Source organism: Halosolutus sp. YCN4, assembly GCF_059736495.1.
On sequence record NZ_JCASSM010000001.1, the window covers coordinates 1,098,821 to 1,125,444 of the forward strand.

At 65.1% G+C, this 26,624-nt stretch carries 26 protein-coding genes, 1 tRNA gene and 1 pseudogene; 16 read left to right on the top strand and 12 right to left on the bottom strand.

What is annotated here, in order from left to right; genetic code table 11:
- The first annotated feature begins 33 nt into the window (after positions 1–33).
- The gene (locus AC6I6X_RS05420; RefSeq protein WP_497929474.1) at positions 34–561 is read left to right on the top strand and encodes a DUF8215 family protein; all 528 of its coding nucleotides are present in this window, start codon (positions 34–36) and stop codon (positions 559–561) included.
- A 62-nt stretch (positions 562–623) separates the two neighbouring features.
- Here AC6I6X_RS05420 and AC6I6X_RS05425 read toward each other — a convergent pair whose 3' ends face one another.
- The 6 genes from AC6I6X_RS05425 to AC6I6X_RS05450 all read right to left on the bottom strand — a co-directional run bounded on the left by AC6I6X_RS05425 (position 624) and on the right by AC6I6X_RS05450 (position 4,837).
- Positions 624–1,262, bottom strand: a complete 639-nt coding sequence (locus AC6I6X_RS05425) for a fibrillarin-like rRNA/tRNA 2'-O-methyltransferase (RefSeq protein ID WP_497929475.1) — start codon at positions 1,260–1,262, stop codon at positions 624–626.
- Entirely contained in the window at positions 1,255–2,118 is an 864-nt protein-coding gene (locus tag AC6I6X_RS05430; RefSeq protein ID WP_497929476.1) for an NOP5/NOP56 family protein, read from the bottom strand. Before AC6I6X_RS05430 ends, AC6I6X_RS05425 begins: the two co-directional genes overlap by 8 nt.
- Before the next feature lie 64 nt (positions 2,119–2,182).
- Positions 2,183–3,268 carry a DUF63 family protein gene (locus tag AC6I6X_RS05435; RefSeq protein WP_497929477.1) on the bottom strand — a complete coding sequence of 362 codons (1,086 nt, stop codon included), beginning with the start codon at positions 3,266–3,268 and terminating at the stop codon, positions 2,183–2,185.
- A gap of 131 nt (positions 3,269–3,399) precedes the next feature.
- Positions 3,400–4,209: an inositol monophosphatase family protein gene (locus AC6I6X_RS05440; protein ID WP_497929478.1), complete on the bottom strand. Its 810-nt coding sequence runs from the start codon at positions 4,207–4,209 to the stop codon at positions 3,400–3,402.
- Between the two features lie 322 nt (positions 4,210–4,531).
- Positions 4,532–4,614: transfer RNA gene (locus AC6I6X_RS05445), tRNA-Leu, on the bottom strand.
- Positions 4,615–4,708: 94 nt separating this feature from the next.
- The gene (locus AC6I6X_RS05450; RefSeq protein ID WP_497929479.1) at positions 4,709–4,837 is read right to left on the bottom strand and encodes a hypothetical protein; all 129 of its coding nucleotides are present in this window, start codon (positions 4,835–4,837) and stop codon (positions 4,709–4,711) included.
- Between the two features lie 128 nt (positions 4,838–4,965).
- On the opposite strand from AC6I6X_RS05450, the gene AC6I6X_RS05455 reads away from it, so the two are divergent.
- Entirely contained in the window at positions 4,966–5,451 is a 486-nt protein-coding gene (locus AC6I6X_RS05455; protein WP_497929480.1) for a DUF309 domain-containing protein, read from the top strand.
- Here the strand turns inward: AC6I6X_RS05455 and AC6I6X_RS05460 are convergent, their stop codons facing one another.
- A complete protein-coding gene (locus tag AC6I6X_RS05460; protein ID WP_497929481.1) occupies positions 5,452–5,844 on the bottom strand; it encodes an OsmC family protein in 393 nt (130 codons plus the stop codon).
- An 860-nt stretch (positions 5,845–6,704) separates the two neighbouring features.
- On the opposite strand from AC6I6X_RS05460, the gene AC6I6X_RS05465 reads away from it, so the two are divergent.
- The 3 genes from AC6I6X_RS05465 (at position 6,705) to AC6I6X_RS05475 (ending at position 9,030) form a co-directional block, all read left to right on the top strand.
- Positions 6,705–7,709, top strand: coding sequence for an arsenic resistance protein (locus AC6I6X_RS05465; protein ID WP_497929482.1), 1,005 nt, complete (start codon positions 6,705–6,707; stop codon positions 7,707–7,709).
- 141 nt (positions 7,710–7,850) lie between these two features.
- Positions 7,851–8,648 carry a M14 family metallopeptidase gene (locus tag AC6I6X_RS05470; RefSeq protein ID WP_497929483.1) on the top strand — a complete coding sequence of 266 codons (798 nt, stop codon included), beginning with the start codon at positions 7,851–7,853 and terminating at the stop codon, positions 8,646–8,648.
- A 214-nt stretch (positions 8,649–8,862) separates the two neighbouring features.
- Positions 8,863–9,030, top strand: coding sequence for a hypothetical protein (locus AC6I6X_RS05475; protein ID WP_497929484.1), 168 nt, complete (start codon positions 8,863–8,865; stop codon positions 9,028–9,030).
- Positions 9,031–9,074: 44 nt separating this feature from the next.
- On the opposite strand, the gene AC6I6X_RS05480 is transcribed toward AC6I6X_RS05475, so the two are convergent.
- Entirely contained in the window at positions 9,075–9,512 is a 438-nt protein-coding gene (locus AC6I6X_RS05480; protein ID WP_497929485.1) for a universal stress protein, read from the bottom strand.
- 144 nt (positions 9,513–9,656) lie between these two features.
- Here AC6I6X_RS05480 and AC6I6X_RS05485 point away from each other — a divergent pair, with 144 nt between their 5' ends.
- From AC6I6X_RS05485 to AC6I6X_RS05495, 3 genes are all read left to right on the top strand, one after another.
- On the top strand, positions 9,657–10,958 hold the full coding sequence (locus AC6I6X_RS05485) for a PQQ-dependent sugar dehydrogenase (RefSeq protein WP_497929486.1): 1,302 nt from the start codon (positions 9,657–9,659) through the stop codon (positions 10,956–10,958).
- Positions 10,959–11,054: 96 nt separating this feature from the next.
- A complete protein-coding gene (locus AC6I6X_RS05490; protein WP_497929487.1) occupies positions 11,055–11,402 on the top strand; it encodes a glutaredoxin family protein in 348 nt (115 codons plus the stop codon).
- Between the two features lie 119 nt (positions 11,403–11,521).
- Positions 11,522–12,103 carry a DUF7110 family protein gene (locus tag AC6I6X_RS05495; RefSeq protein WP_497929488.1) on the top strand — a complete coding sequence of 194 codons (582 nt, stop codon included), beginning with the start codon at positions 11,522–11,524 and terminating at the stop codon, positions 12,101–12,103.
- Positions 12,104–12,624: 521 nt separating this feature from the next.
- On the opposite strand, the pseudogene AC6I6X_RS05500 reads toward AC6I6X_RS05495, so the two are convergent.
- Positions 12,625–13,806, bottom strand: a pseudogene (locus tag AC6I6X_RS05500) (methyl-accepting chemotaxis protein); the annotation flags it as partial.
- Positions 13,807–14,719: 913 nt separating this feature from the next.
- Between AC6I6X_RS05500 and AC6I6X_RS05505 the strand changes: the two are divergent.
- Positions 14,720–16,000, top strand: a complete 1,281-nt coding sequence (locus AC6I6X_RS05505; RefSeq protein WP_497929489.1) for a PQQ-dependent sugar dehydrogenase — start codon at positions 14,720–14,722, stop codon at positions 15,998–16,000.
- 258 nt (positions 16,001–16,258) lie between these two features.
- A complete protein-coding gene (locus AC6I6X_RS05510; protein WP_497929490.1) occupies positions 16,259–16,573 on the top strand; it encodes a DUF7577 domain-containing protein in 315 nt (104 codons plus the stop codon).
- Positions 16,574–16,626: 53 nt separating this feature from the next.
- On the opposite strand, the gene AC6I6X_RS05515 is transcribed toward AC6I6X_RS05510, so the two are convergent.
- Positions 16,627–17,379 carry a hypothetical protein gene (locus tag AC6I6X_RS05515; RefSeq protein ID WP_497929491.1) on the bottom strand — a complete coding sequence of 251 codons (753 nt, stop codon included), beginning with the start codon at positions 17,377–17,379 and terminating at the stop codon, positions 16,627–16,629.
- A 184-nt stretch (positions 17,380–17,563) separates the two neighbouring features.
- On the opposite strand from AC6I6X_RS05515, the gene AC6I6X_RS05520 reads away from it, so the two are divergent.
- Complete coding sequence (locus AC6I6X_RS05520) at positions 17,564–18,733, top strand: SPFH domain-containing protein (RefSeq protein ID WP_497929492.1); 1,170 nt, start codon at positions 17,564–17,566, stop codon at positions 18,731–18,733.
- 67 nt (positions 18,734–18,800) lie between these two features.
- On the opposite strand, the gene AC6I6X_RS05525 is transcribed toward AC6I6X_RS05520, so the two are convergent.
- The gene (locus AC6I6X_RS05525) at positions 18,801–19,130 is read right to left on the bottom strand and encodes a cupin domain-containing protein (protein WP_497929493.1); all 330 of its coding nucleotides are present in this window, start codon (positions 19,128–19,130) and stop codon (positions 18,801–18,803) included.
- A 170-nt stretch (positions 19,131–19,300) separates the two neighbouring features.
- Here AC6I6X_RS05525 and AC6I6X_RS05530 point away from each other — a divergent pair, with 170 nt between their 5' ends.
- Complete coding sequence (locus AC6I6X_RS05530) at positions 19,301–19,714, top strand: VOC family protein (RefSeq protein ID WP_497929494.1); 414 nt, start codon at positions 19,301–19,303, stop codon at positions 19,712–19,714.
- A 44-nt stretch (positions 19,715–19,758) separates the two neighbouring features.
- Here AC6I6X_RS05530 and AC6I6X_RS05535 read toward each other — a convergent pair whose 3' ends face one another.
- Positions 19,759–20,418 carry a phosphate ABC transporter permease gene (locus tag AC6I6X_RS05535; protein ID WP_497929495.1) on the bottom strand — a complete coding sequence of 220 codons (660 nt, stop codon included), beginning with the start codon at positions 20,416–20,418 and terminating at the stop codon, positions 19,759–19,761.
- Between the two features lie 415 nt (positions 20,419–20,833).
- Here AC6I6X_RS05535 and wecB point away from each other — a divergent pair, with 415 nt between their 5' ends.
- The 4 genes from wecB to AC6I6X_RS05555 all read left to right on the top strand — a co-directional run bounded on the left by wecB (position 20,834) and on the right by AC6I6X_RS05555 (position 26,623).
- On the top strand, positions 20,834–21,949 hold the full coding sequence (gene wecB / locus AC6I6X_RS05540; RefSeq protein WP_497929496.1) for a non-hydrolyzing UDP-N-acetylglucosamine 2-epimerase: 1,116 nt from the start codon (positions 20,834–20,836) through the stop codon (positions 21,947–21,949).
- A gap of 189 nt (positions 21,950–22,138) precedes the next feature.
- Entirely contained in the window at positions 22,139–23,110 is a 972-nt protein-coding gene (locus tag AC6I6X_RS05545; protein ID WP_497929497.1) for a phosphoadenosine phosphosulfate reductase family protein, read from the top strand.
- Between the two features lie 165 nt (positions 23,111–23,275).
- The gene (locus AC6I6X_RS05550) at positions 23,276–24,493 is read left to right on the top strand and encodes an AGE family epimerase/isomerase (RefSeq protein WP_497929498.1); all 1,218 of its coding nucleotides are present in this window, start codon (positions 23,276–23,278) and stop codon (positions 24,491–24,493) included.
- Positions 24,494–24,673: 180 nt separating this feature from the next.
- Positions 24,674–26,623: an MEDS domain-containing protein gene (locus AC6I6X_RS05555; protein WP_497929499.1), complete on the top strand. Its 1,950-nt coding sequence runs from the start codon at positions 24,674–24,676 to the stop codon at positions 26,621–26,623.
- The last annotated feature ends 1 nt before the right edge of the window (position 26,624 follow it).

Consider the following 26,624-nt stretch of genomic DNA (forward strand, 5'->3'; position numbering starts at 1 on the left):
ACAGTTATCACGATCGCCCGTGTAACGACGGACGTGAACCGCGATCGGCACAACCCGGCCCGGCAGACGGAGCCCGCATACAGTGCCACGCGCCGAACCTGGTACGGGTACGGCAGCCTCGCGCGCGTCGAGAAGAGCGGATTCGGACGCGTGCTCCACGACTGCAGTACCGTGTTCGGCGACGTGTCGATCCCGTCGCTCCCGGTTCTGTTCGCGATCGTGGTCGCCCCCGGAACCGGCGCCTACGACGCCACCGCTGCCGGCGTCGTCGCGTGGACGACGATGGTCGCCGTCGGGACGGCGATCCGCGGCGGCTGGATCCGGCCCCTCGCGACGGACACGCTGGGCTGGGTGGCGATCACGCCGTCGTTGATCCTCCTGCGACTCGTCTACTACAACCTCGTGCTGACCGTCGCCGTCTTCGGCGGCGTGGCCGTCGCAAACGCGGTCGGGATCGCCCCGCTCTCGCTCGTCGTCGCGTTCGTCGTCGCGGTCGGGTCGATGCTTTCGTTCCCGCGGCTCGCGGAGTGGTTCTACGGCGCCGCCCGGCGACGATTCTGAGTAGCCAGTCGATCGTTACTCGACGGTGTCGGGATCGAGATGGCCGAACGACGCCTCTGTCATCACCGCGGCCGAGCGACGACGCCGAGGTGATCGGTGTGGTAGTCGTCGAGTCGCCGGTCCTCGAGCAGTTCGTAGCCGTCCGCGAGTTCCGCACGGACGTCGTCGAAGACGGCTTCCGGGTCGCGGGTGACGTCCTCGCTTCGGGCCTTCACCGCGAGGAGCAGACGGCCGTCGTCCGCGAGGAATCGCGCGTTTTCGAGAGCCACGCGGGCCTGTCCCCGGGTTGCGACGTCCTGGACGACGACGTCGACGTCCGCCTCGACGACGTGGGCGTACGCCTCCGGTTTCCGGGCGTCCTTGAGCAACGGGAACAGCCGCGGACGGCTCTCTGCGGCCTCGAGCAGATCCCGTGCGGGCCGCGCGGCGAACTCGACGGCGTACGTCGGGCCGGCGAAGTCGGCGACGTGGCTCACCGTCGTCCCGCTGGCCGCGCCGAGGTACAGCACCGTCTCGCCGCCCGCGAGGCCGGTGTCCATGCCGAGTTCGAGCATCGCCCCGAGTTTCGATCGGTGCGGGTTCCACGCCCGCCACTCGCCATCCGTCGGTTCGCCGTAGACCGGCTTGCCGCGGGTCGCGAGTCGGGTCGTCCCGTCGAACTCGTGACGGTCGACGCCGGCCGGGAGCGTCGGTTCAGTCATCGTCCTCCCCCGTCGTCCGGGCCTGGATCGTCTCGATCCGATCGGCCAGTTCGGCCTCGAGTTCGGGCTTCACCTCGCCCGAGTAGTGGTCGATCCGGGCCGCGATCGCGAGTTTGCCGGCGAGCGCGCGGGCGGCCGAGCCCCGGTTCTCCGGGTGGGTGCCACGAACCGCGTCGTGGGTGTAGATGATCCCGTGTTTGGGGGAGGGGGCGTGACCACGGAGGTGGGCAAACAGCGCGTCCTCGGCACCCAGGATCTGGACCGTGCCGCTGGGCTTCTTCGCCAGATCCTCGAGGCCGCCGGCGAGCGAGATCAGCCGGGCCGCGAGCACCGGCCCCGCGAGCGCGGCGAGGTTCGGCGCGACGGTCGGCGTCCGGCGTTCGACGAACTCCCGCAGGTCGTCGGCCTCGTCGGCGAGGCCCGCGACGCGCTCGGCCAGCGATCTAACCTGGCCGGGATCTCCCTCCAGGTCGGCTTTCCGAGCAGCCAGTTCGCGGGCGTACTCGATCCCGGTGCCTGCGTCGGGATCGATCGTGCCGGCCCACTCGGCGAGTCGCTCGGCGAGTTCGTTCGCCGTGCGCGTACAGTCGTCCATCGCCCGCACGGCGTGGACGAGTTGCCGATCGTCGGCCCGCTCGTCGGCTTCGACGGCCGATCGGGTCGCGGCCATCGTCGCCTCGTGGAGCCGATCGTAGTAGTCGGCCTCGTCCTCGGCGAATCCCGCCTCGACGGCCAGTCTCGGCCACGCCTGCGGTTCTCGAGCCGCTCCCTCCGCGATCGCATCGCGGGCGGCGTCGAGATCGTCCGCCGCGAGCCCCGCGAACCAGCCCTCGGCTGCGGGTGCGTTGTCAGTCATGTCTCCTCCTTGTATCTCGCACGGGTATATACTGTCGGACACGGGGATCGATCGGCGCGACGACCTAGACCCCGAACGTCGCCCGGAGCATGTCGCGGGTTCCCGGACCGAGGCCGACCGCGACGACGATGACCATGAACAGGTAGGCGTAGCGGGGACTCTCCTCGAAGAACTCCTCGTTGAACAGCCAGACGACGAGGACTGCGGCGGCGAGTTTTACCAGCAAGAACGGCCACGCCGCGCCCGCGGTGTCGACGATCGCCGCGTTGATCGGGTGTTTCGGCACCAGGTTCGCCGGGAGGCCGAAGTAGGTCGCGTAGTCCAGTCCGATGACGTTCGCGACCCCGTCGACCGCGTGGGCCCAGATGACGACGATCCCCATGTAGCGCGTGCCCCGGTTCAGTTCGGGTGCGAACCGCTGGATCGCGGCCCAGGTGATCGCCGTTGCAACGGTCGCCCCGCCGAGCGTCGCGAGCGGGAGCAGCGGATAGAACGTTACGTACCCGGTCGTCGCCGCACGGTACCCCAGGAACCCGAGCGTCACGGCGAGGAGTCCGGTACCGATCGCAAAGAGCGGGTACTCGTAGCCCGAGACGGCGTCCTTCCGATCGAGCCAGACGGAGACGATCGCCGCGAGCACCGTAATCGCGAAGACGGTGAAGTAGATAAGTGGGCTGATCAGGAACCCGTTCCACGGGAGATCGATCGGGAGTTGGCCGGTCGCACGGTAGGCGGCCACGTTCGCGTCCTCGACGACTCGTAATGCGCCGCCGAACAGGAAGAACGGGAACAGCCCGTAGAAGCCCGCACGGTAGCGTTCGATCTCGAAGCGCTGGGTCAGGAGGACGACGCCGATCGACATGAGAATCAGCGTCGGAATGTAGCCCGCGTAGGAGACGAACGTGTAGCCGGGTGCGGCGGTCGGCCCGGTCGTCTCCGGACCGCACTCGACCGGTGTGCCGCCGTTCCACGCGACGCAACTCCAGCCGTGCGCGTCGGCGACGACCGGCCCCCAGTAGTACTGCCAGATGAGATCGACGTAAACGCGCTGGGGGAACACTGTCGCGGCGAGTGCCACCCCGGCGGCGAGGAGTACGACGGTCGCGGCCCAGATTCGCTCGGCCCCGTACCGTTCGATATACTCGTCCATGGACGATATCCCGAACGGGGCCCGCTTACCGTTTCCGATTTCTGACGCGCTGGAGGCGGTCGGGTGGCCGCGGCGACGCCGTTCCCGAGCGCACCGAGCCGTCCGGCCGACCCGCGGTTGGCCCGGTCGGGTTACTCGATGGCCGCGGCCTCGCGGGCGACCGCCAGCACCTCGTCGTGGATCTCGCCGTTCGAGGCCACGAGACCCGTGCTATCGTGTCGCCAGCGATCGCCCGCGAGGTCGGTGACGGTGCCACCCGCCTCGCGGATCATCTGGACGCCGGCGACGGAATCCCACGGGTTCATCGCGAGGTTCGTGACGGCTCCGTCCAGCGCACCGGCGGCGACCATCGCGAGTTCGAGTTGTGCACAGCCGAACCGGCGGAGGTCCGCGAACCGCTCGACGATCCCCCGCGTCGCGGCGGCGTACTGACCGCGCTCGTCGTAGTCCCACCAGAACGTCGGACAGACGGTGGCGGTCTCGGGATCCGTCCGGTCGGTGACCGACAGCGGGTCGTCGTTGCGGAACGCGCCGTCCGGCCCGACGCGGTACGTGTCCCCGAGTTCGGGGAAGACGGACGCTCCGGCGATCGGGTCGCCGTCGACGACCGTCGCGACCGCGGTTCCGAACGCCCGGATGCCGTCGACGTAGTTGTTCGTCCCGTCGATCGGATCGACGATCCACGCCGGTCCCGTCTCGGGCACCGCTTTCAGCGTGTCCGCCTCTTCGCCGACGATCGGGTCGTCCGGATACGCCTCCCGGAGGACCTCGACGACGGTCGCCTGGGCGTCCCGATCGGCCTGCGTGACGACGTCGGTCTTCCCGTCTTTCGTCTCGACGGCGATCCCCGATCGGAAGGCGTCCGAAGCGACCTCTGCACCAGCCCTAGCTGCGCGGACGGCGACTTCGGCCCGCCGGCGCGCGTCGTCAGCATCGCTCATTGTACACGGTGTGTTGACCAGTGAAAAGGATGTGACGGTTCGAACTCCGTCGGAGGTGCTTCGCAGCCGATCGGACGGGGTGAGCCGAATCGACACCGGTCGGACTGGTCACTCGTCGTCTCGATCAGGGTCCGTCAGAAGTTGCGAGGGAAGATCGCTCCGTGTTGATCTTCCGCATCTTGGTCGGCGCGTCTTTGCGCCGCGTGCGATGCGAGGGGAGGGAATCGAACCACCTCCGAGAACCTGCGCCTGTGACGCAGAACCTCGGCGTAGTTCGAGACCTCCTGCATCTCACTCAGCGCGTCTTTGCGCTTCGCTGCGATGCGAGGGGAGGGAATCGAACCCACGAACGTCTACACGAGCGGATCTTGAGTCCGCCGCCGTTGACCGCTTGGCTACCCTCGCACGCGGCCGATAGTAAGGTAGTGCCGTATGAATACGCTGCGATTTCCGCGACGATCGATGGGAGACGGGACGCGGTACCGAGGCCGGGGTTCTGTCAGGCCGTCGCTATGTCGAATTCGTCCTCCGGATACCGCTGCTGGCAGTTGTGACACTGGTAACCGCCGTCGACGTGCGTGTAGAGTCGCTCCCCGCAGTTCTGGCAGTTCCCGTACGGGTACTTCATCTAGTCGGAGCGTAGCACTGGATCAGGATAAGCCTACGGGCCGACGGCGTCGCTTCTGACCCGCGTGGCGAACGGGTCGGACACGATCGGACCAACGGAGTTACCTGTCGACTGGCTCAAGGAGTACCATGGATGACCACACCCGCGACCCGACCGTCGGCGCGCCGGCCGGGAACCCGACCGGCTGGGACGCCGACGAGGGCCGCTGGGAGCACGGGACCCTCAGGCGGGCAGTGGTCCACGGCGTTCGACTGTTCAATTCCGGCGCGTACCACGAATCACACGACTGTTTCGAGGACGAGTGGTACAACTACGGCCGCGGAACTACCGAGAGCGCCTTCGCTCACGGAATGGTACAGGTCGCCGCGGGAACGTACAAACGGGTCGACTTCGAGGACGACGACGGGATGCGATCCCTGTTCCGGACCGCCCTGCAGTACTTCCAGGGCGTCCCGAACGACTACTACGGTGTCGACGTCCTCGAGGTTCGGACGACGATGACGAACGCCCTCGAGAATCCCTCACGGATCGACGGGTGGCGGATTTCGCTCGACGGCGAGCGACCGACCGCGCGACCGATCGATCGCGAGTACGCTCGGGCGCTCGAGGAGTGATCAGTACGCGTCGTCGACGACCGTTACGTCGGCGTGGAGCTCGTCGCGTAGTGTTGTATGAATATGGCAATACTGCTCGCCGATCGCGGCGAGTTCGTCGGGGTCCTCGAGCGCGGCCTCGACGTACAGCACGAACCGGATCGCTTCGAGGTTGTCGTGGTCGTCGAGGTCCGCTTCGGCGTCGATCTCCATCTTGCCGAGGTTGTCGATCCCGTTCTTGCGGGCACCCAATCGAACCGCAGGAAGGAAACACGACGCGTAGTCAGCGACGAGTAGTTCGTTAGGGTTCGGCCCCGTTTCGTTCATGGGGTCGACGGTGACCGTGAAATCACCGATGGCGCTGCTCGTATCGAACCCGTCCTCGTTGGTGGTCGTGAGGTCGATGTCTGTCATTCTGTATTGTATACTTTCCACTATTCTATGAAATACCTTGTGACTCGCCGATCCGGAAATAGGGGGGTCGAATGGCGGGTAGCAGACGGGAAACGGAGCGATCGATATCGTCGTTTCATGACGAGTGAGGACTCGTCGTTTCAGAGTCGGCACGATGCCCGTACCGCAAGTGAATCGCTCCGTCGAAGGGGTCGGGGGCAGCCTCCACGACTGCACGGTGTGAGTCGAACGTGTGTGATCCGTCTCGGCGAGCGTCGAGGCCGCCGCAATCGCGTCCTCGTAGTTCGCTCTGTGAGCCAGTATCGGCTCGGCGACGACGATCGTGCCGTCCTCGACTGCGTCTCCGCTCCCGACCTGGTGGCTGACCAGCGGTCCGCCGCCGACGCCGTTCTCGAGTTCCGAAATCGCAAATTCGGACGTCATCACCCGAAATATTGGGCCATAGTATTTCTAATATCATACAATACAATTTCCCTGTCCCCAGTCGTTGCTGAACGACTGTGCAGGTACAAGAGGTTCACTTTCTGGTTATATATTCCGATCCACGGGTCTCACTCGTTCGGAACTACCCACCCCGATACCGGATATAGGCCCCTCATATGCCGGTTCTGACGAAATAGTTCGATCGGAAAACAGGATTCAGATTATCCATTCGACTGTTATTTTCCGAACCCGTCTCCTGTCCCGACGGCTGACTCGCGCATCCCGGTGTCGGAAGTATTTTGTAGTATAGTGGTATCCATACAATACATGGTGGTGCCTACGAGGGGAGAGTCGATCACCGGATCGACCCCCGAACCGCACGGCCGAACCGGCACGTCGACGAACGCGCGATCGCAGGTCGCACGGACGGTGGACGCATGATCAGGCGTGCACTCATGGGGATCAAGCAAAACCTCCTCTACGTGGTCGTCGCGTCGCTCGCGCTCGGACTCCTCGCCGGACAGGTGCTCGACGCGGGGACCAAACGCCTTCTGCAGGGGGCGATCACCCCGGTGCTGTTCCTCATGGTCTATCCGATGATGATCAACATCGATCTCAAAGAGGTGCTCAACGTTCGCGACCACCTCGCGCCGGTCGCGCTCAGTCTGGCGATCAACTTCGCGGTGGCGCCCGCGATCGCCGTCGCCCTGGCGCGGCTGTTTTTCGCCGGCAACCCGGCCTACGCCGTCGGTCTCTATCTCATTGCCCTCATCCCGACGTCCGGGATGACGGCCGCCTGGACGGGACTGGCCGACGGCGACCTGGAGGTCGCACTGGTGGCGATGGCCGCGAATCTGCTCACCGCGGTCGTCGTTCTCCCGGCGTACCTCTCCCTGCTCGTGGGCGACGGCGTCGCCTTCGAACCCGGCGCGCTCTATCGACAGATGGCCCTGTTCGTCGTCGTCCCGATGGTCGCGGGTAACGTCACGCGGCGACTTATTTTGCGGACGCAGGGACCGAGCGGCTTCAAGCGGCTGAAACCGCTGTTCGGCGGCGCGAGTTCTCTCGGCGTGATGGCGATCGTCTTCATCGCCATGACGATGCGAAGCGAGGCGATCCTCTCGGATCCGATCGGGTCGGCGATCACGATCGTTCCGCTCGTCCTCTTCTATGCCGTCTTGCTCGTCATCGGGGTGGCCGTCGGCCGGACGCTGGTGGCGCCCGCACAGGGAATCGCGCTGATCTACGCGACGAGCATGCGCAACCTCTCGATCGCCGTCGCCATCGCCGTGGCGTCGGAGACGCTCCCGACCGAGGCGATCCTGCCAATCGCGCTCGCGTACCTGCTCCAGCCGCCGCTTGGAGCCGTCTACATGCACTACCGCCGCGACGTGGTCGCCGAGGGGCGCGCCGTCGGCGAGGTCGTGCGGTCGCTGGTGTGACCGTCGAGCGCGCCACTCCGACGCCGGATTCGGTGAGAAACGCGTCTCCGTCCTCGTTCTCGCCCTCGAACCCGGTCCCGGTCCTGCGCCGTCGAGTCCGAACCGTGTCACATTTGGGCTCCCGGACCGTCTCGTATACTGATGAGAGTCGCCCAGCTTGGGTCGGGGACGCCTGAACTCGCAGTCGTCGCGGGCGTGCACGGGGACGAGCCCTGCGGCGTCCGCGCCGTCGAGCGACTGCTGGACGAGCGCCCGACCGTCGAACGGCCGGTCAAACTCGTCGTCGCCAACGAGGCGGCGCTCGAGCGACGGGTTCGCTTCGTCGACGAGGACCTGAACCGCGCATTCCCCGGCGATCCGGACGCGAAGACCCACGAGGGACGGCTCGCCGACCGGCTGGTCGAGGAACTCGAGGACTGTCTCACCTTCTCGATGCACTCGACGCAGAGCCACGCCGAGCCGTTCGCGATCGTCAACGAGATCAGCGAGACGGCGACGGAGATCTGTCCCCAGTTACCGGTCACCGCGATGGTCGAGACGAGCAACTTCGCGGAGGGGCGACTCTTCTCCGAGATCGACACGGTCGAGGTCGAGTGCGGGCTCCAAGGGTCGGAGACGGCCGCCGAGAACGCCGATCGGCTGACGCGTGCGTTCCTGACCGCCGTCGACGCGTTGCCCGGTGACACCGTCTCCCGCGACCTCCCGGTGTTCCGACTCACGGACGTCATCCGCAAGGACCAGGCGGACACCTACGAGGTGTTCGTCGATAACTTTACGCAGGTCGAACCGGGGAACCCGTTCGCGGCCGCCGACGGCGAGACGCAGGTCGCCGAGGAGTCGTTCTACCCAGTGCTCATGTCCCCCAACGGCTACCAGGACGTCTTCGGGTACGCGGCCGAGAAGGTCGACGTCCTGCAGACGCGGACCGCGGCAGACTGAACCGGCCGATCGGTCTCGCCACCGTTCCCGTCCTCGAGTGGTCGTACGGCTCCCGTCCTCGAGTGGTCGTGCCGTCCCCTCCGCGGGAGGCCGTCGTCCTGGCGCATAACGTCGAGATCCTGCCAGCGGAGTCGACGTTATCCCTCGACGCACTGTCAGATTGCTTTACATTGCAACCCAAGCGCGAACGGGGACCGGGATTGGAGTTCCGGTGATGTCGTCGACATCATCCAGCAAACGGTGGCTGGTCACGGGAGTCGCCGTCACGATCCCGCTCGCCGTCACGATCCCGCTCGCCGTCACGCTCGTCGTCCTCAGCGTCGCGCTGAACTTCGTCCTGATCGTCCTCTCGCCGATCGTAGTCGGAGTCCTCTACGTCTGACCGACCGACCCGAACGACGCGGTGTCGCCGCGGGATCGAGGTGCTCAGGCAGTGAACACGGGGACGTCGAGCGAGCCGACCACCCGGTTCGTGATCGAGCCGATGAGCGGCTTGTCAGGGTCGGACCGTCCCCGTTTCCCCATCACCACGAGATCGATGTCGTTCTCCTCGACGTACTTGCGGATGGCCTCGACGGGCGTATTCGACACGACCGACGTGACGCAGGGCACGTCGGCGTCCGTGGCGAGGGCTTCGATCTCGTCGACGAAGGTCTGACCTTTCTTCTCGAGGCGGTTCCGGGTCTGTGCGATATCGCTCGGAACGGCGACGTAGTCCGCGTCGCCCATATCCATCGCGTACAGCACGTGCAGGGTCGCCCCGTTGCGCTTTGCGAACCTGATGGCCTGTTTCCCCCCCTCCCGTGCGGATTTGCTGCCGTCGGTCGGAACGAGGATGTCGTCGAAGTCGGTTTCGTCGTCCATGCAGTCTACCACCACCCCGAAGGGGATAATTCTCGCCCAGAATCCGCTCACGTGAGACTGTCGTCGGATCCAGGTCGATGTGCACGACGCTGCCGATCGACTCTCTCAGGAGCCTTGTTGAACCCTCGACCCGTAGGCCCGAGTATGCCATCGCCACCCCGCCGGCAGTACCTCCTCGCGATCGGGGCGAGCGTCGCGACCGCTGGCTGTCTCGGCCGACTCCTGGACGACGACCTCGAACTGGCGACGCCCGAGAGCGTTCCCGCGGACGACTGGGAACGACCCGACTGGGAACCGCCGCGGGAGGTCCCGGTCGAAGGGGACGTCTCGGCGACGACCGTCGTCTCCGACCTCGAGATTCCGTGGGACCTCGCGTTCGCAGGGGACGACGCGTTCGTCACCGAACGCGACGGCGGTGTGACCCGGTTCGCGACCGACGCCCTGACCGGCGAGGCGGACCTCACGCCGGCCGACGGAGAGACGGTCCTCGACGGTGACGACCTCCCCGACCGGGCCGCAGCCGGTGAAGGCGGGACGCTCGGCGTCGCGGTACATCCCGATTATCCCGACCCGGCCGACCTGTTCGTCTACTACACTGCCGAGACCGGCAGCCTCTCGAATCGCGTCGTCCGCTACGATCTGGACGGCGACGCTCTCGAACCGATCGTCGAGGGGATTCCCGGCGCGACGATCCACAACGGCGGGCGGATCGCGTTCGGCCCCGAGGGAGACCTGTGGGTGCTCACGGGCGACGCGGAGGACCCTGCGGCGACACAGGATCCGGGGTCGCTCGCGGGTGCCGTGCTCCGGACGACGCCCGACGGGGAACCGGCGGCGGCGAACCCCGACTGGGGCTCGGACGGCGATTCACGGACGCACACGCTCGGTCACCGGAACCCACAGGGGATCGCCTTCACGCCGGAGGGAACGCCGTTCGTGGCCGAACACGGCCCGCAGGCTCGCGACGAGATTTCGGTCCTCCGTCCGGGCGGGAACTACGGCTGGGACGTCGTCCGCGGCGGTCCGGACGACCCCGAGTACGGCAACTACGACGAGTACGACGAGGCGTCTCCGCCGATCGTCAACACCGGCGAGACGACGTGGGCACCGTCGGGGCTCTCGTTCTACGCCGACGACGCGATCGCGAACTGGCAGTACAGACTCCTCGTCGCCGGCCTGGGGTCGAACGCGCTGTACGCCGTCTCGCTGTTCGCGGACGATCCCCCGACGATCGAGTCGGGAGTCACGTTCGACGCGTCGTGGCTCGACGATCGGTTCACGGCGATCGCACACTCGCTCTTCGACGGTGCGTACGGACGACTGCGCCACGTCGAACCGGGGCCCGACGGGTCGCTGTTCCTGCTCACCTCGAACCGGGACGGCCGGGCGAGCGGGACGTTTCCGCGCTCCGACGACGATCGGATAGTGAGACTGGATCCGGCCTGATCCGGACGCCCTTCGAGCGACTCCCAGCGCGGATGTGCGTCGTCGATCGTGGTGAATGACGCAAGGCCTATCCCGGTCACTCCCATACGAACGGGCATGGACTTCCCACCGAACCAGGGTCTCGATCAGGACGAAGTCGACGAATACGTCGAAGAAACGATCGCCAGCAACGAGGTCGTCCTCTTCATGAAGGGGACAAAACTCATGCCCCAGTGTGGGTACTCCCGTCGCGCGCTCGGACTGATCGACCAGTACCGCGACGAGTACGAGACGGTCGACGTCCTCGAGTCCCTCGACGAGTACCGCGCCGCGCTCGAGGCTCACAGCGGCTGGGAGACGATCCCACAGACGTTCGTCGACGGGGAATTCGTGGGCGGATCGGACGTCCTCGCCGAACTCGACGAACGCGGGGAACTGGCCGAAACGCTCGGCGCCGAGCAATAACACCTCAGGGACGGGAGTTAAATTTATCCAGACGTATCCCTGACGCATTTAATAGCAGATCATATAAGTCACCCGCCCGTACTAGTAACTCAGCGACTGTCGCCGCACACCTTCCCACTATGTCAACAGAGGAATCCAGACACGTATATCGGCTGCATTCGACCCTCGAACTGCCACTCGAAGACCTTCGCGAGCACGTCGAGGACGCCCAGTTCCCGGAGGGGATCGCCGACGTAGAGATCACGCGGCGAAACAACACGCTCATTCTCAAGGCCGTCGCGGAAGACGATTCCGTCAGCAAGTACACGCCGACGGCCCAGCTCAAGGCGAGCGTCACCGAAAACCGGGTTTACGAGGAAGACCCGGACGAGCGCCGCAACTCCTTCCGCTGGGACGAAGAAGAGGAGGAGGAGATCGAATCGGAACTGGTCGAGTTCGCCGCGTTCAAGGGCGATCGCGAAACCGTCCTGCAGAACTCCTTGCTCCAGTACGAGATGTTCCTCGTCCTCTGTGGGATCGCGGAGGCGGCCGAAAAAGGCACCCTGACGGCGATTTCGGAGCGCGGCGGCGACCTCGAGGCGACGCGGATCGTCGAGGGCGAACCCCGACCGGCGGACATCGAAGTCGTGGAAGGGCCACGAGACTCGGGGTCCGGGCAGGGCGGCGTCAACTGGCGGGACAACAAGTTCATCAGCGACTGAGAGTACACAGCGGCGTTTTATATTTTCCGCCGCCGGGAGCGACCGATGGAGCCGGTGAAGTTGGTTCGGCGCTCAGAGTGTTCAACGGAACGGAACAAACGGATTTCAATGGGTTAAGCTGGCCGCTATCAAGTCGATGCGTCCACTGCCAGAGCATGCCGTATACGGGTGGACCATAGTCCTTACTCGTCTTCGTCCGCTTCGACGAACCAAACGGGTTCGGTTTCGGACGGCTTCATCTCGTCGTCCGGCGCCTCGTTGCCGACGGTCTCACGGTTGGCGTCACCGCGTTCGTGCGGTCGAGTTTGCTCGGTTGAACGGTCATCGATCGACGGCCGGGATTCGCCGTCGGGTTCGAACTCGTTGACCGGGCCACTCTCGCCGAGTTCTGTGTTGGGGTCGTCGGCCGGCCGTCCGAGGTCCTCGTCGGCAGTGGCGGCGAGGTCAAGTTCCTCCGCGTCCGTAGTGGCCACCGCCGGAAGAGACCCGTCGCCGCCGATGCTATCGCCGGACGACAACGATGAAGGGCTGCTGTTCGCATCGGTCACGAAGGTGTCGAGTTCCGTAGCGAGCACCGACGCCTGTTGGCTGAGGTCCGTGATGGCTCGCGAGACCTCGGTGAGTGCGCTCGTCTGCTCTTCGGCGGCTGCGGCAACGTTTTCCGCTTCGGAAACCGTCTCCCGCGAGATCGTCGCCGCATCGTCGACCATGGCGACGACCTCCTGGGTCGAGGCGGCCTGTTGCTCGGTCGCCGCGGAAATCTCCTGGACGCCCTCGTTGGTCCGCTGGGCGTAGGTGGCAATATCATCGAGCGACTGTGCGGCGTTCTCGACCGCGCTCTTGTGTTCGGCGACCCGGTTGCTGGTCTCCTGGACCTCGGCGGCCGTCCTGCGGGTCTGGGACTTGATCTGCTCGATCGAGTCCTCGATGTCCGCTGCGGCCTCTTTGGTGTCGGCTGCGAGTTCTTTCACCTCCGTGGCGACGACGTCGAAGCCGCCGTCGTCTTCGGCGGTCGAGCGAGTGGCCTCGATGTTTGCGTTCAGCGCCAGCAGATTCGTTTGATCTGCGACCTCGGTGATGAACTCGACCAGTTCGTCGATCTGCTCGATCTCTGACCGGAGTGACTCGATTTCCTCGACGGCCCGATCGGACTCGGATTCGATCTCGTTCATCCCGTCGATCGCGGCCTGAGCGGCTTCGCGACCTTCCTCGCCCGTCTGAGCGGTTCGTTCTGCGAGGTCCGCCACCTGGTTTGACGAGGCGGCGATCTCCTCGATAGTCCTCGAGAGCCCACTCATCTCGGCGTCGACCGACTGGAGGCTCTCGTTCTGTCGCTTCGCACCGTCGGAGATGTCCTGGATCGACGAGGTAACCTGCTCGGAAGCCGAGCGGACCTCCTCAGAGCTAGCCGTTACTTCATCGGAGGCGATCGCGACGTCCTCAGCGAACTGTTTGAGGTACTCGGTGGTCGACTCGATTTCGGTGATCATCTCGTTGAATTCGATCGCGATCTCACGCATCGCTTCGTTCTCGCTCTCGGGATCCATCCGCCGTGTCAAGTCGCCAGCTGCACAGGCCTGCATCACGTCGGAATACTCGTCGGCCTTCTGCTCCAGATGCTGGTTGACCTCTTCCGCGTTCTCCCGGAGACGAACAGCCTCGCGACGGGCATTCTCCGCCTCCTCGATCTTGGTCTGGAGTGCCTCGCTCTTGTGCTGTAGTTCGTCGATGGTCACGAGTCCGGTATTGACTACCAGAAAGACGAACACTGCACCGAACAGGAAAACGAACCCTGTGAGTATCCGGAATATCTCCTCGAATCCACTGATCGTAACCCAGAGGGCAGCGACGTATCCGACCAGAAAAAACGCCATCAGTACGAGCAGTCCGCGCCACCGTCGCCGATAGGCGTTTTCATCGAGTCGCTGCAACAGTGTCCTCGTATAGATGGTCGAACTGAACATCACGACTGTCCCGAAGACGATGAGAAACGGAACTATTGTCGACACATTCATCGACGCACACCCCTAGCATATCTCCTCCCGAAACCGTCTGATGAACGCCCACTATTTATTACATAACTCATTCCCAACGAAGAATTCACGTGACGTAATACGGGCGTCCCCGGTGTCGTCTGGAGGTCGGGCATCGGATGTATGTCCGAAGCATCTCGTTCGAGCATCAGGTTGTATGCTGTCGCAATGTACAAACTCATAACGGTGATGTTACAGGTATTGTTTGAATCCACATGTTAGGAAAAATACGATTGCGTGAACTACAGCTTGGCTAACAGGAGACCAGTGTGCCGTCATCTTCCGATCACCCAAGACGTCTCGTTGTTGTTACGTGGTGGTACTGGCGAGGTTCGTTCCGGCTCTCTACCATCGCTCACCTCCTCCAATTGATTATCTACTGGTATGTTACGGGCTCAGGAACTCGGCTCTGTTTTCCGCTACGTGCTCTTGCCGCGTATTTTTGATCTTCGGGCACGACCAGAGTGGCCTGCTCGTTGCATACGACTTCGAGCCACCTATCGGAGTTGCGATCAGTCGACGCCGCGTGTAGTTCACGACCGGTCGAAGAGGCGTATTTCCGTCTCGGGATCGTCCGAACCCTATGGGATCACCGCAGGGCCGACGGCGATTTCTAACGATGGCGGCCGTCGGGACGATGACGGGGCTCGCGGGGTGTGCGTTGCGATCGTCCGCGGACGAATCCGGGACGAACGAAGCGCAGGACGCGCTCGACCGACTGCCTGAGGCGGTCGGTCTCGAGACGCTGATCGACGGACTGGCGTTTCCACTGGCCGTAGAATTCGTGCCCGGCGTCGATCGACGGTACGTCGCGGAGCGGGACGGCCGCGTCCTCGTCCACGAGTCGGACGGCCGTCTCGCCGAACCGATCCTCGATCTGCGCGAGACGGTCGAGACCGACGGTGAGCGAGGGTTGCTGGGCATGGCCCTTCATCCCGAGTTCGACGAGGACCGACGGCTGTTCGTCCACTACAGCGCCCCGCGCCGACCGGGGACGCCGGACGACTACGATCACACGGGCGTGGTCGCGAGCGTCGACGTAACCGACGGCGGCAGGCGAGTGACGCGTGACTCCGAACGGACCGTCCTCGAAATTCCGCAGCCACAGGACTTCCACAATGGTGGCGATATCGCGTTCGGACCGGACGGCTACCTCTACGTCACCGTCGGTGCAGGCGGCGGTGGCGGCGGCGGTGGACAGGACGTGACCGAAGACTTCCTAGGCAGTGTTCTGCGTCTCGACGTCGACGATCGGACGAGCAAACAGGAGTACACCGTACCAGACGACAACCCGCTGGTCGGTCGAGCGGGACTCGACGAGTACTACGCGTGGGGGTTCCGGAACCCGTGGCGGCTGTCGTTCGACGACGGCAACTGCTTCGTCGCCGACGTCGGCGAGAGCGACTACGAGGAAGTGAACCTCGTCGAGAAGGGAGGCAATTACGGCTGGAACATCAAGGAAGGGACCCACTGCTACAGGGACGAGGACTGTCCGGACGAGACGCCCGCGGACGTTCGGGGCGGCGAACCGCTTCTCGATCCGATCGTCGAGTATTCACATTCGGGGGACGAGACGGGCGTGAGCGGCGTGTCGGTCATTGGCGGATACGTCTACCGTGGCTCGACACTCCCCTCATTGACGGACGTCTACGTCTTCGGTGATCTCGTGTCGGACGGACGGATGTTCGCTGCCGTTCGACCGGACGACAGCGACGAACAGTGGTCGACCGACGTCATCGAGATCGACGACGAAGCGGCCCTCGAGCAAACTCTCTCGTTTGGCCGGGACACGAACGGTGAGGTGTACGTACTCGGAATCGGCGCTGACGGCGGCGGTCTCCATCGCATCGTACCAGCCGCGTGACCGATTCGATCGCGATCGACTGCCAAGAGTCGCGGTGTGGTCGTGCCGTCGGCATCGGCGTCGGGATACATACCATCGAAGGCAGCGCCGAGGCCGGGAACGCTGTAGCCGCCTCCAGATAGCTATAGTAGCCACTGGAACGATTTGCACACTGATCGAAAGCCATCCTGCGATCAGGTGTGCATTGACTTTCAGAGGCTACTATATCAACAGGCTAACCGGCGAGAGACATATCTGCGTCGGCAGACTACCGAACTCATGGACGACCCGGGGACCTACTCGATCGCGGGCCGGCTCGCCGTGGCCGGGTTCGTCATGATCGCACCGACGCTCCTCTTTCTGGGTCTGGTCCGCGGACTGGAGCGGCTCCGCGACGACGCGTTCCTCGCCGAGTGGGCGCACAAACAGGGCCGGGATCCCGCCGATATCGCGAACGACGACGTCCTGGCCGCGCTCGCACGCGGTACCGGAGTCGATGCGGACGAGTCGAACGCGGGCCGCTGTCCCGCCTGTGGCAGTTCGAATCGATCGGACGTAACCTACTGTGGGGAGTGTCTCACCCGCCTGTCGTGACCGGCGGTATGGCCCCTGATCGTCGCCCGCGGAGCACCAGCGATCCAGCGCGGTCACTCCGCCGGTGATTCGGGAACCGGGTGGCCGACGGCCGGTTCAGCGTCGCGATAGACGGCCGCGCTGAGCGTCCGGTCCACGTCGGTATCGGCCTCGACGGCGAGGTCGATGGTCCGGCCGTCGACGGTCGTGACGGTAAGGAGGGTCTCACGGTGGCGGCGGAGTCCGATGTCCTCGAGTTGGTCACGGTGACGTCGTCCGTACCGAACGAGTGCCAGTCCGGCGAGCGTCGCGACGACGAACAGCGGTGCGACGAGGACCGGCGAGAAGAGTCCGGCGCCGGCGAGGACGACGACGGAGAAGAGTCCGGTGCCGACGAACAGTTGTTCGCGTGGCGCGACGCCGCCGTCGCGCCGACGCACGTGACCGATCGCGCTCGTGATCGCGACGGTCGCGAGGGCGAACCCCACCGTCACCACGTCCCGAACGATCCCGCCGGCCGAAAGCCGGCCGAACCCGACGAGGAGGGCACCGATCACCAGTACGCCGCCGACGAGCCCCAGCGTGCGCTGTCCGTCGGGGCCGGTGGTGAAGCGGACCCTGGATCGCTTCCGGCTCTCGATCGAACTGACGTAGTCGTACCGGACGTCCGTGAACGTCCCGCTGTCCGAGACGCACAGTAACCGCCGATCGGTGAGGCCCACGACCAGTCGGTCTCCCGGCCTCTCGAGACGGTGCCCCGACGTGAGACGCTGCAGGGCTTCGTCCTCGACCAGGTGACTCAAGAGGCGATCTTCGGCGGACGTCATGATCGCTCGATACCGTTTCAGGACCCATAGTAAGCCACCCCTTTCGAACGGGACGTCCCGTCGGGCACACCGATCGGGACGCGGCCACCTGCGTCGGTGTACCAGGCGTTCGAACCGCCCTCCCGACCCCGGGGGGTTAGGTGTTGGGCCAAGCGTTATTCCGCTTCGGCCCGTTGATTTAGTAATGGTAACACTGGTCACAGCCCCCCTGCAAGTCGGCGATCCCACGCTGGCGGTCGGCGCGCTCGTGCTCGTCGTCGCAATCATCACCGTCTGGTCGATGGTCGAGATCGTCGACGCGTACAACAGGGGCGCGCTCACGGTCTTCGGGGAGTATCGGAAGCTGCTGGAGCCGGGACTCAACATCGTCCCGCCGTTCGTCTCGCGCGTGTACACGTTCGACATGCGAACACAGACGATCGACGTCCCGTCCCAGGAAGCGATCACGCGGGACAACTCGCCGGTCACCGCGGACGCGGTCGTCTACATCAGGGTCATGAATGCCAAGCGGGCCTTCCTGGAGGTCGACGACTACGAGCGCGCCGTGTCGAACCTCGCCCAGACGACCCTCCGGGCCGTGATCGGCGACATGGAACTCGACGATACGCTGAGCCGGCGCGAGATGATCAACGAACGCATCAGGACGGAACTCGACGAACCGACCGACGAGTGGGGGATCCGCGTCGAGTCGGTCGAGGTCCGCGAGGTGACGCCGTCCCGGGACGTCAAGGGGGCGATGGAACAGCAGACCTCCGCGGAACGGCGCCGCCGGGCGATGATCCTCGAAGCGCAGGGTGAACGCCGCAGCGCGATCGAGAAAGCAGAGGGTGACAAGCAGTCGAACATCATCCGCGCCCAGGGGGAGAAGCAAAGCGAGATCCTCGAGGCGCAGGGTGACGCCATCTCGACCGTCCTCAGGGCCCGATCGGCCGAGTCGATGGGCGAGCGGGCGGTCATCGACAAGGGGATGGACGCCCTGACCGAGATCGGCAGGAGCGAGTCGACGACGTTCGTTCTGCCGCAGGAACTCTCCTCGATGATCGGCCGCTACGGCAAGCACCTGTCGGGGAGCGACGTCGCCGAACAGGACGGCCAACTCGAGAGTCTCGAGTTCGACGAGGAGACCCGCGAACTGATCGGCCTGGACGACATCAGCGAGATCATCGGCGAGATCGAGGCGGAGTCGACCGTCGACGTCGAGGCGATGGAGCAGGAGGCCCAGGCGATCAAGGAGGGCGACGTCTCGAGCAAACCCGACGAGATCGAGAGCGTCTCGGAGACGTCGAGCGGCACCCGGGCCGATCGGGAGACTGACGGCGGGAGCGACGGCGACGGCGGATCGGACCGGCGCTGAGGGACGGCCGAGGGACAGGAGAGGACGTTTTTCCGCCGGATTCGGTCAGTCAGCGTGCGGGCAAATCCTACGACGGCAACGGACACAGACTGACGGTGAAGATCACCGTCTCGTCGGTCTCGTTCCGCGCGCCGTGGACGACTCCCCGTTCGTGGAGAACGACGCCGGGCGCAGCCACCTGGTCGCTGTCCCCATCCTGCACCACGGTGACCGTTCCCTCGAGCACGTGGAAGACGTTCGTGCTATCGGCGTGTTCGTGTGGATCGAGTTCGGCACCCGGACCGAGTGCGAACGCCTTCACGAGCACGTCGTCGGTGACGACCAGTTCGGCGGTCTCGACTGCGCCGTCGGCGGGATCGAGGTCCGCGACGACGTCGGGGTATCGATCGAGGGACATACGCGTTGGGTTCGACGGCCCGACTGAAATACTGTCGGCTCTCTCCGATCGGGTTAGGCGCGGACGAAACCGAGACGAGTGTCGAGTATCGAACTGGATACGGGAGTCACGACGATCGTAGAGTCCACGCTCGACCGTACGTTTTTGAAACGAGAATTTCAATCACGGGTATGGAACCGGATCACGCGGACCCCGAGCGGGCCGGCCAGCTTCACCACGTCGAACTGTACGCCTCCGATCTCGCTGCGTCGGTCGATTTCTGGAACTGGTTGCTCGGCGAACTCGGGTACGAACGCAAAAACGAGTGGGACGGCGGTCGGTCGTGGCGCAACGGGCCGACGTACGTCGTCCTCGTACGGGCCGACGACCCCGACGCCGGGTACGATCGACGAGCCGCCGGACTGAACCACCTCGCGTTCCACGCTGGCTCCCGTGAGCAGGTCGACGAACTCACCGCAGGGATCCGCGAACGCGAAGACGCGAGCGTTCTCTACGAGGATCGCCACCCCTTCGCCGGCGGGTACTACGCGCTGTACTGCGAAAGCCCCGAGGGGATGAAGGTCGAAGTCGTCGGCCCGGAGTGAGAAGGTCGGGTATCCTGGGGCACGGTCCGGGGACCGAAACTCGACTACGTCGGTTCGGACTCGTCCCGCCGCCGGCCGGGCAGCGCCTTGAACCCGGGCAATAGCCGGGCGAGTCGCGTCACGTAGCCGAACTTGAACAGGCCGACCTGCGAGAGGAGGCCGAGCGTGACGAGCGCGAGAAACAGCGGGGCGGTGACGTCGAACAGCAACGGCTCCGGATGGAGCGCCTCCCGCGCGGCGACGAACTGATCGACGGTGAGCGATCGGGAGGCGAACGCGGCCCCGACGAACGCCGTGATGGCTCCCAGCATCCACTTCGTCAGAAACGTTCCGAGGATGGCCGCGGCGACGCCGATCGCGAACGCGGCCCCCCACTCGAGGAACCACGGGCCGTCGACGAGGAGCGGCGCCAGCGCGGTCGCCCCGACGAAGGTTCCGACGACGAAACTCATCACGGCGACCGCGATCGACAGGAGCAGGTAGCCGGCGAGAGCGCCGCCGATGGCTCCGAGGATGACCGGAGCGACGGCGGCCGCGATACCGTCGGCGCCGAGGACCGCGGCCACCGACGGTCCGACGAGGTAGCCGCCGCTGCCGCCAAGGACCGCCCCGAGGAGGACGACGCCGTACACCGAGAGCGCGGCCCCGGCGAACAGGAGGACGATACCGCCGAGTACGAGTCCGATACTGGTGAGGTCGAGCATACGATCGACGTAGGTATCAGATCGGAATAAACAATTGGGTTCGAGATTGTCACGAACGTCAACGTCTCGTCGAGAGGACGGCCCGTCTTCGGCGCTGACGGGCGGTTTCGAGAGGTCGATTTCGACGCGCTCCCGTCACCGTCGCCCGGCGATCGGACTACAGTGACCGGCTACCGGAACCGTCAGTTCCTAACTACGATCGTGTATTTCGCTACTAACTATACCGAACCTGCTGGAAGGAGCGGCTACAAGGTGTTTCTGACCGAATGACAGGCCGACTCTCCAGCGCCCTCCCGACCACGTACCAACCCGCTGTAACGAAACTCGCGGCGGATACCGGCTGGAAGCGGCTCACTGGGGCCTCGAACAGTAGACGTCCAGTAACGACCGGCCACACCGCCGTGGTGGTACAGTGATGCAGGTCTGTTCGATCGTCGGCGCGCGCCCGCAGTTCGTCAAGGCTGCGGTCGTCTCGCGGAAGGTCCGAACGATCGGGGACGAGATCCTCGTCCACACCGGCCAGCACTACGACGAGGAGCTGTCGGACGTCTTCTTCGAGGAACTCGCCATTCCGGATCCGGACTACAATCTCGGCGTCAGGTCCGGCCCACACGGCGAACAGACGGCGAACATGATCGCGGCGATCGAACCCGTCGTTGAGGACCACGACCCCGACGTCCTGTTGCTCTACGGCGATACGAACTCGACCCTCGCGGGGGCGATCGTCGGCTCGAAGTGCGACGTCACCGTGGCCCACGTCGAGGCCGGGCTTCGAAGCGACAACCGGGACATGCCCGAGGAGATCAACCGGATCCTCACCGATCACGCCGCCGATTGCTGTTTCGCGCCGAGCAAGCGCGCCGTCTCGAACCTCGCCGCCGAGGGGGTCACGGAGAACGTCTACTGGACCGGTGACGTGATGTACGACGCGATTCTCGAGGCCCGGGATCGCGCGATCGAGAACGCGACGATCCTCGAGGACCTCGGCCTCGAGGACCGCGAGTTCGTCCTCGCGACCGTCCACCGGCAGGGAAACACCGACGTTCGATCGAACCTCGCGGCGATCCTCGACGGCCTCGCCGACGCGCCACACCCGATCGTGTTCCCGGCGCACCCGCGAACGGTGGACCGTCTCGAGCAGTACGGACTCCGCGAGCGCGCCGAACGCGAGTTCGAACTGATCGAACCGCTCGGCTACCTCGATTTCGTTCGCCTGCTCGACGCGGCCGAGCGCGTCGCGACGGACTCCGGCGGCGTCCAGAAGGAAGCGTTCTTCGTCGAGACGCCCTGTGTCACCCTGCGGAACGAAACCGAGTGGACCGAGACTGTCGACAGCGGGTGGAACGTCCTCGTGGGGCCGAACACCGATCGGATTCGCACGGCGCTATCGGCCGATCGGGACCCCGACTCGAACGCCCAGCCCTACGGCGACGGACTGGCCAGTCGCCGCATCGTCAGCGCGCTCGCACAGCAACTCGACGACGTCGACACGGAGACGGACGTCGAACCGGAACTCTCCCCGGTGACGTGATGACCGGACGGCCGAACCGCGTCGGTCCGAAACGATCGGTCTCGGTTTCGGCCGGAAAGACCCCGGAGCGGCGGCGACAGCGGGCGATCCCCGGCCGCGGAGTCGTCGGTTCCGGTCGACCGCGACCCCCGCAGAGGTTTCCGCTCCCACAAACGGTTTAACCCAGGTAATTATATCTAATTACACTCCATGACAGCGAACTTCCCAGAGTACATCAACGTCGACTACGACGACGGCGACGGTGAGGACCCCGCGGACTACCCGCACATCCAGGACAAGATCGAGAAGGCGATCGAGGTCACGCGCGAGGGCTTAGAGGAGTACGAGAACCCCGCGGTCATGTGGACCGGCGGCAAGGACTCGACGCTCACGCTGTACTTCATCAAGGAGGTCGCCGATCGGTTCGACCTCGAGGTACCCCCCGCGGTCTTCATCGACCACTACCAGCACTTCGACGAGATCCACGACTTCGTCGACCACTGGGCGGACGAGTGGGACCTCGACGTCATCTACGCGCGCAACGAGGACGTCGGCGCGTACGTCGACGAACACGGCCTCGAACCGGGCGACGAGATCGACATCACGGAACTCTCCGAGCACAACCAGCACCACGTCCGAGAGATCCTCGAGTACGAAGAGGACACGTTCCCGTTCCTGCTCGACACCTACGTCGGCAACCACCTGCTGAAGACGGTCGCGCTCAACGACGCCCTCGAGGAGTACGACATCGACGGCGTCATCTCCGGCGTCCGCTGGGACGAGCAGGAGGCCCGCGCCGACGAGACGTTCTTCTCGCCGCGCCACGATCCGGACATCTACCCGCCACACGACCGCATCCAGCCCATCCTGCAGTTCGACGAGGCCGCAGTGTGGGAGGCGTTCTGGAACTTCGTCGTGCCGGACACCGTCGAGGAGTTCCCCGAGGAGGGCTACGTCCCCGAAAGCGACGACGACCTCCCGGAGGGCGTCGAGCAGGAGGACGTCCCGATCTCGCCGAAGTACTTCGCCGGCTTCCGATCGCTCGGCAGCGAAGTCAGCACCGAGAAGAGCGACCAGGAACCCGCCTGGCTGCAGGACCTCGAGGGAACCACCGAGCGCGCGGGCCGCGCCCAGGACAAGGAGGACCTGATGGAGCGCCTGCGCGACCTCGGCTACATGTAGACCAGCGACGAGGCGACCTCCCCGACCGAGTTCGAAGGTATCGGCGACGATCGATCGGCGTTCTAAACGGCTTTTTGTTCGTCCTCTCCCGGTGACGGCGAGGCGTCGGTCGATCCGATCGGTCCCGAACCACTACGTCGGTGCGAGTGAACGGTCGAGATACCCATGACCATCTATCGAACCCGGGCGGGACTCCGTCACCAGTTCAGGGACGTGCTGAACTTCTACTACCCGGACTGTCTCGACACGGCGATCGGCGGCTACGTCGCACAACTGGACGAGCGCGACGGCCACGTCTACGACACCCGGACCAGACACCTCGTCGCGACCGCTCGCGGCGTCCACAACTTCAGCCTCGGCGTCCTCGCCGACGGGCCGGACTGGTGTCGGTTCGCCGCCGAGCACGGCCTGGGATTTCTCTCGACCGTCCACTGGGACGACGAGGACGACGGCTACGACTGGCTCCTCGACGGCCGGACGGCGACCGATCGGACGCGGTACTGCTACGGCCACGCCTTCGTCCTCCTCGCGGGGGCGCGGGCGTACCAGTCCGATATTCCGGGCGCTCGGGCGGAACTCGAGCGGGCGTTCGACGTCCTCGAAGAGCGGTTCTGGGAGCCCGATCACGGCCTGTACGCCGATCGGGCGACCCCGGACTGGGGAACCGTCTCGTCGTACCGCGGGGCGAACGCGAACATGCACGCCTGCGAGGCGGTACTCGCGGCCTACGAGGCCACCGGCGACGACCGGTATCTCGACCGGGCGTACACCGTCGCCGATCGATTCACCCGCGACGTGACGGGCGCGACCGACGGCCTGCTGTGGGAACACTACACCGAGGAGTGGGACCCCGAACTCTCGTACAACGAGGACCAGCCGCGCCACCAGTTCCGCCCACCGGGGTACCAGCCCGGCCACCACGCCGAGTGGGCGAAACTGCTCGCCGTGCTCGCCGAGCACCGTCCGGAGGAGTGGCTTCGCGAGCGCGCTCGCGACCTCTTCGATACCGCCGTGGACCTCGGCTGGGACGACGAACACGGCGGCCTCTACTACACGGTCGAGGCCGATGGGACACCGATCGTGCCCGACAAGTACGGCTGGGTCCACACAGAGGCGATCGGCGCGAGCGCGCTTCTGAGTCGGGACGACGGCGCGTACGCCGACTGGTACGATCGACTCTGGGCGTACGCGCGCGAGCACCTCATCAATCCTCGGTTCGGGAACTGGTACGAACGGGTGACTCGCGAGCACGCTCGCGCCGACTCCGATCACGGGCCGGCCGTGGAACCGGGCTATCACCCCCTGACGAACTGCTGGCTCGCGATGCGAGCGCTCGAGGACGATCCCGATCTGTTCGAGACCGATCGGGAGGACGGCCACTGAACGGGTCGCACCCGGAGCGCGATCGTTCCCACAACCGTCACGGATGTCGAACGGTATCTAACCGGGCCCCTTTTCCCTGTTCGAAGTATATGCGGCGTACCCGATTGCTGACGGCCGGCGGGAAGTCGGCCGGTGATCGGAATCGCTCGCTCGATCCGCGGCGCTGACCCCCTCCACACCATGAGCCAGCCACTATCTACCCCGAGAGACGAGGTCCTCGGACTCGAAACCGGTCTCGAAGCGCTCCAGAACAGTTCGGCGTTCGACGGACCCGTCGAACCGGTCGCCGACCACGAGTCCTACGACCACCTCGCGTTTATTTACGAATCGCAGGCCGAGCAGTTCGCGACGGCCGTCCCGTACATCGAGCACGGACTCGAGCGCGGAGAGCGATGCGTCTACATCGCCGACGAGAACGACACCGCAGAGGTACGTGCGGCCCTCCGTGAGGGCGGCGTCGACGTCGACGCCGCGCTCGACGCGGGGGCGCTGGTCATGTACACCGCACAGGACTCGTACCTTCGGAACGGGTCGTTCGACCCCGACGAGATGATCGCGTTCATCTCGGAGACGATCGAGGAGGGAACCGAGGCGTTCGAGGGCGTCCGGATCACCGGCGAAATGACGTGGGTGTTCGGCGACGATCCGCCGCTCGAGGAACTCATCGAGTACGAGGGCAAACTCAACACCCTCCTGCCGGACGCGAACGGAATCGCGCTCTGTCAGTACAACCGCGAGCAGTTCTCCGCCGAAATCGTCCGCGACATCATCAAGACCCACCCGCATCTGATCTACGACAACACGGTCTGTCAGAACTTCTACTACACGCCGCCCGAGGAGTTCTTCGGTCCCGACCAGCCCGATCGCGAGATCGATCGAATGCTGGGGACGTTGCTGGATCGCACGAAGGCGCGCCTCGAACTGCGGGACCATCAACAGCACCTGGAACGGCAGATCGAACTGGCGGCCGATTCCGAGCAGTCGTTCGACGAAAAGCTCCAGGCGCTCTTCGAGTTGGGGCAGAACCGATTCGACCTCGACCTGGGCGGACTGGCGAGGGTCGACCCGGCGAGCAATGCCTTCGAGATCGAAGCGGTCAGCGACGACCACGAGCACCTGACGCCGGGAGCGGCGGTGCCGCTGTCCGAGACGTACTGTCGGATGACCGTCGCGACCGACGAGGCGGCCGCGGTTACCGACCCCGAGAACCGCGGCTTCGAAGACACGATCGCGTACGACGAATACGGCTTCGAGACGTACCTCGGAACGCGGATCGTCCTCGAGAACGCGCCGGATCGAACGTTCTTCTTCGTGTCCTCCGAGCCGCGTCGGCGGGAGTTCTCGGACGCCGATCGGACGTTCCAGCACCTGATGGGCCAGTGGCTGAAGTACGAACTCGAACAGAAGCGCCACGAGCGGGAACTCGAGGCGTCGAACGAGCGACTCGAGCAGTTCGCCTACGCCGCCAGCCACGACCTGCAGGAACCGCTCCGGATGGTGACGAGCTACCTCCAGTTGCTCGAAAATCGGTACGCCGATTCCTTCGACGACGAGGGCGAGGAGTTCCTCGCGTACGCCGTCGACGGCGCCGATCGCATGCGCAGGATGATCGACGCGCTGCTCGAGTACTCCCGGGTCGATACGAACGGCGATCCGTTCGAACCGGTGGAACTGGATTTGGCCCTCGGAAACGTGCTCAACGACCTGCAGATACAGATCGAAGAGACCGACGCGACGATCACGACCGAGCAACTCCCTCGCGTGGAGGGAGACGCCAGTCAACTCCGGCAGGTCCTCCAGAACCTGATCACCAACGCGATCACCTACAGCGGCGACGATCCGCCGCAGATTCACGTCGACGCCGAACGGCGGGGCGACGACTGGGTCGTCTCGGTCCACGACAGCGGGATCGGCATCGATCCGGACGATCAGGATCGCGTGTTCGACGTCTTCGATCGACTGCACAGCCGCGAGGAGTACGAGGGGACGGGCATCGGCCTCGCGCTCTGCCAGCGGATCGTCGAACGCCACGACGGCGAGATCTGGGTCGAGTCGAAGCCGGGTGAGGGATCGACGTTTTCGATGGCGCTTCCGGCGGTCGACGGGCGCGATGGGGAGTGTTCTCAATAGC

Excerpts from the sequence above, each read along its gene's own strand:
- wecB (WP_497929496.1), top strand. The coding sequence starts at position 20,834 with ATGCAGGTCTGTTCGATCGTCGGCGCGCGCCCGCAGTTCGTCAAGGCT.
- AC6I6X_RS05440 (WP_497929478.1), bottom strand. The coding sequence starts at position 4,209 with ATGAGCGATGCTGACGACGCGCGCCGGCGGGCCGAAGTCGCCGTCCGC.
- AC6I6X_RS05530 (WP_497929494.1), top strand. The coding sequence starts at position 19,301 with ATGGAACCGGATCACGCGGACCCCGAGCGGGCCGGCCAGCTTCACCAC.
- AC6I6X_RS05555 (WP_497929499.1), top strand. The coding sequence starts at position 24,674 with ATGAGCCAGCCACTATCTACCCCGAGAGACGAGGTCCTCGGACTCGAA.
- AC6I6X_RS05425 (WP_497929475.1), bottom strand. The coding sequence starts at position 1,262 with ATGACTGAACCGACGCTCCCGGCCGGCGTCGACCGTCACGAGTTCGAC.
- AC6I6X_RS05505 (WP_497929489.1), top strand. The coding sequence starts at position 14,720 with ATGGGATCACCGCAGGGCCGACGGCGATTTCTAACGATGGCGGCCGTC.
- AC6I6X_RS05475 (WP_497929484.1), top strand. The coding sequence starts at position 8,863 with ATGTCGTCGACATCATCCAGCAAACGGTGGCTGGTCACGGGAGTCGCC.
- AC6I6X_RS05455 (WP_497929480.1), top strand. The coding sequence starts at position 4,966 with ATGGATGACCACACCCGCGACCCGACCGTCGGCGCGCCGGCCGGGAAC.
- AC6I6X_RS05535 (WP_497929495.1), bottom strand. The coding sequence starts at position 20,418 with ATGCTCGACCTCACCAGTATCGGACTCGTACTCGGCGGTATCGTCCTC.
- AC6I6X_RS05520 (WP_497929492.1), top strand. The coding sequence starts at position 17,564 with ATGGTAACACTGGTCACAGCCCCCCTGCAAGTCGGCGATCCCACGCTG.
- AC6I6X_RS05450 (WP_497929479.1), bottom strand. The coding sequence starts at position 4,837 with ATGAAGTACCCGTACGGGAACTGCCAGAACTGCGGGGAGCGACTCTAC.
- AC6I6X_RS05495 (WP_497929488.1), top strand. The coding sequence starts at position 11,522 with ATGTCAACAGAGGAATCCAGACACGTATATCGGCTGCATTCGACCCTC.
- AC6I6X_RS05435 (WP_497929477.1), bottom strand. The coding sequence starts at position 3,268 with ATGGACGAGTATATCGAACGGTACGGGGCCGAGCGAATCTGGGCCGCG.
- AC6I6X_RS05460 (WP_497929481.1), bottom strand. The coding sequence starts at position 5,844 with ATGACAGACATCGACCTCACGACCACCAACGAGGACGGGTTCGATACG.
- AC6I6X_RS05465 (WP_497929482.1), top strand. The coding sequence starts at position 6,705 with ATGATCAGGCGTGCACTCATGGGGATCAAGCAAAACCTCCTCTACGTG.
- AC6I6X_RS05525 (WP_497929493.1), bottom strand. The coding sequence starts at position 19,130 with ATGTCCCTCGATCGATACCCCGACGTCGTCGCGGACCTCGATCCCGCC.
- AC6I6X_RS05510 (WP_497929490.1), top strand. The coding sequence starts at position 16,259 with ATGGACGACCCGGGGACCTACTCGATCGCGGGCCGGCTCGCCGTGGCC.
- AC6I6X_RS05490 (WP_497929487.1), top strand. The coding sequence starts at position 11,055 with ATGGACTTCCCACCGAACCAGGGTCTCGATCAGGACGAAGTCGACGAA.
- AC6I6X_RS05430 (WP_497929476.1), bottom strand. The coding sequence starts at position 2,118 with ATGACTGACAACGCACCCGCAGCCGAGGGCTGGTTCGCGGGGCTCGCG.
- AC6I6X_RS05545 (WP_497929497.1), top strand. The coding sequence starts at position 22,139 with ATGACAGCGAACTTCCCAGAGTACATCAACGTCGACTACGACGACGGC.
- AC6I6X_RS05515 (WP_497929491.1), bottom strand. The coding sequence starts at position 17,379 with ATGACGTCCGCCGAAGATCGCCTCTTGAGTCACCTGGTCGAGGACGAA.
- AC6I6X_RS05550 (WP_497929498.1), top strand. The coding sequence starts at position 23,276 with ATGACCATCTATCGAACCCGGGCGGGACTCCGTCACCAGTTCAGGGAC.
- AC6I6X_RS05470 (WP_497929483.1), top strand. The coding sequence starts at position 7,851 with ATGAGAGTCGCCCAGCTTGGGTCGGGGACGCCTGAACTCGCAGTCGTC.
- AC6I6X_RS05485 (WP_497929486.1), top strand. The coding sequence starts at position 9,657 with ATGCCATCGCCACCCCGCCGGCAGTACCTCCTCGCGATCGGGGCGAGC.
- AC6I6X_RS05480 (WP_497929485.1), bottom strand. The coding sequence starts at position 9,512 with ATGGACGACGAAACCGACTTCGACGACATCCTCGTTCCGACCGACGGC.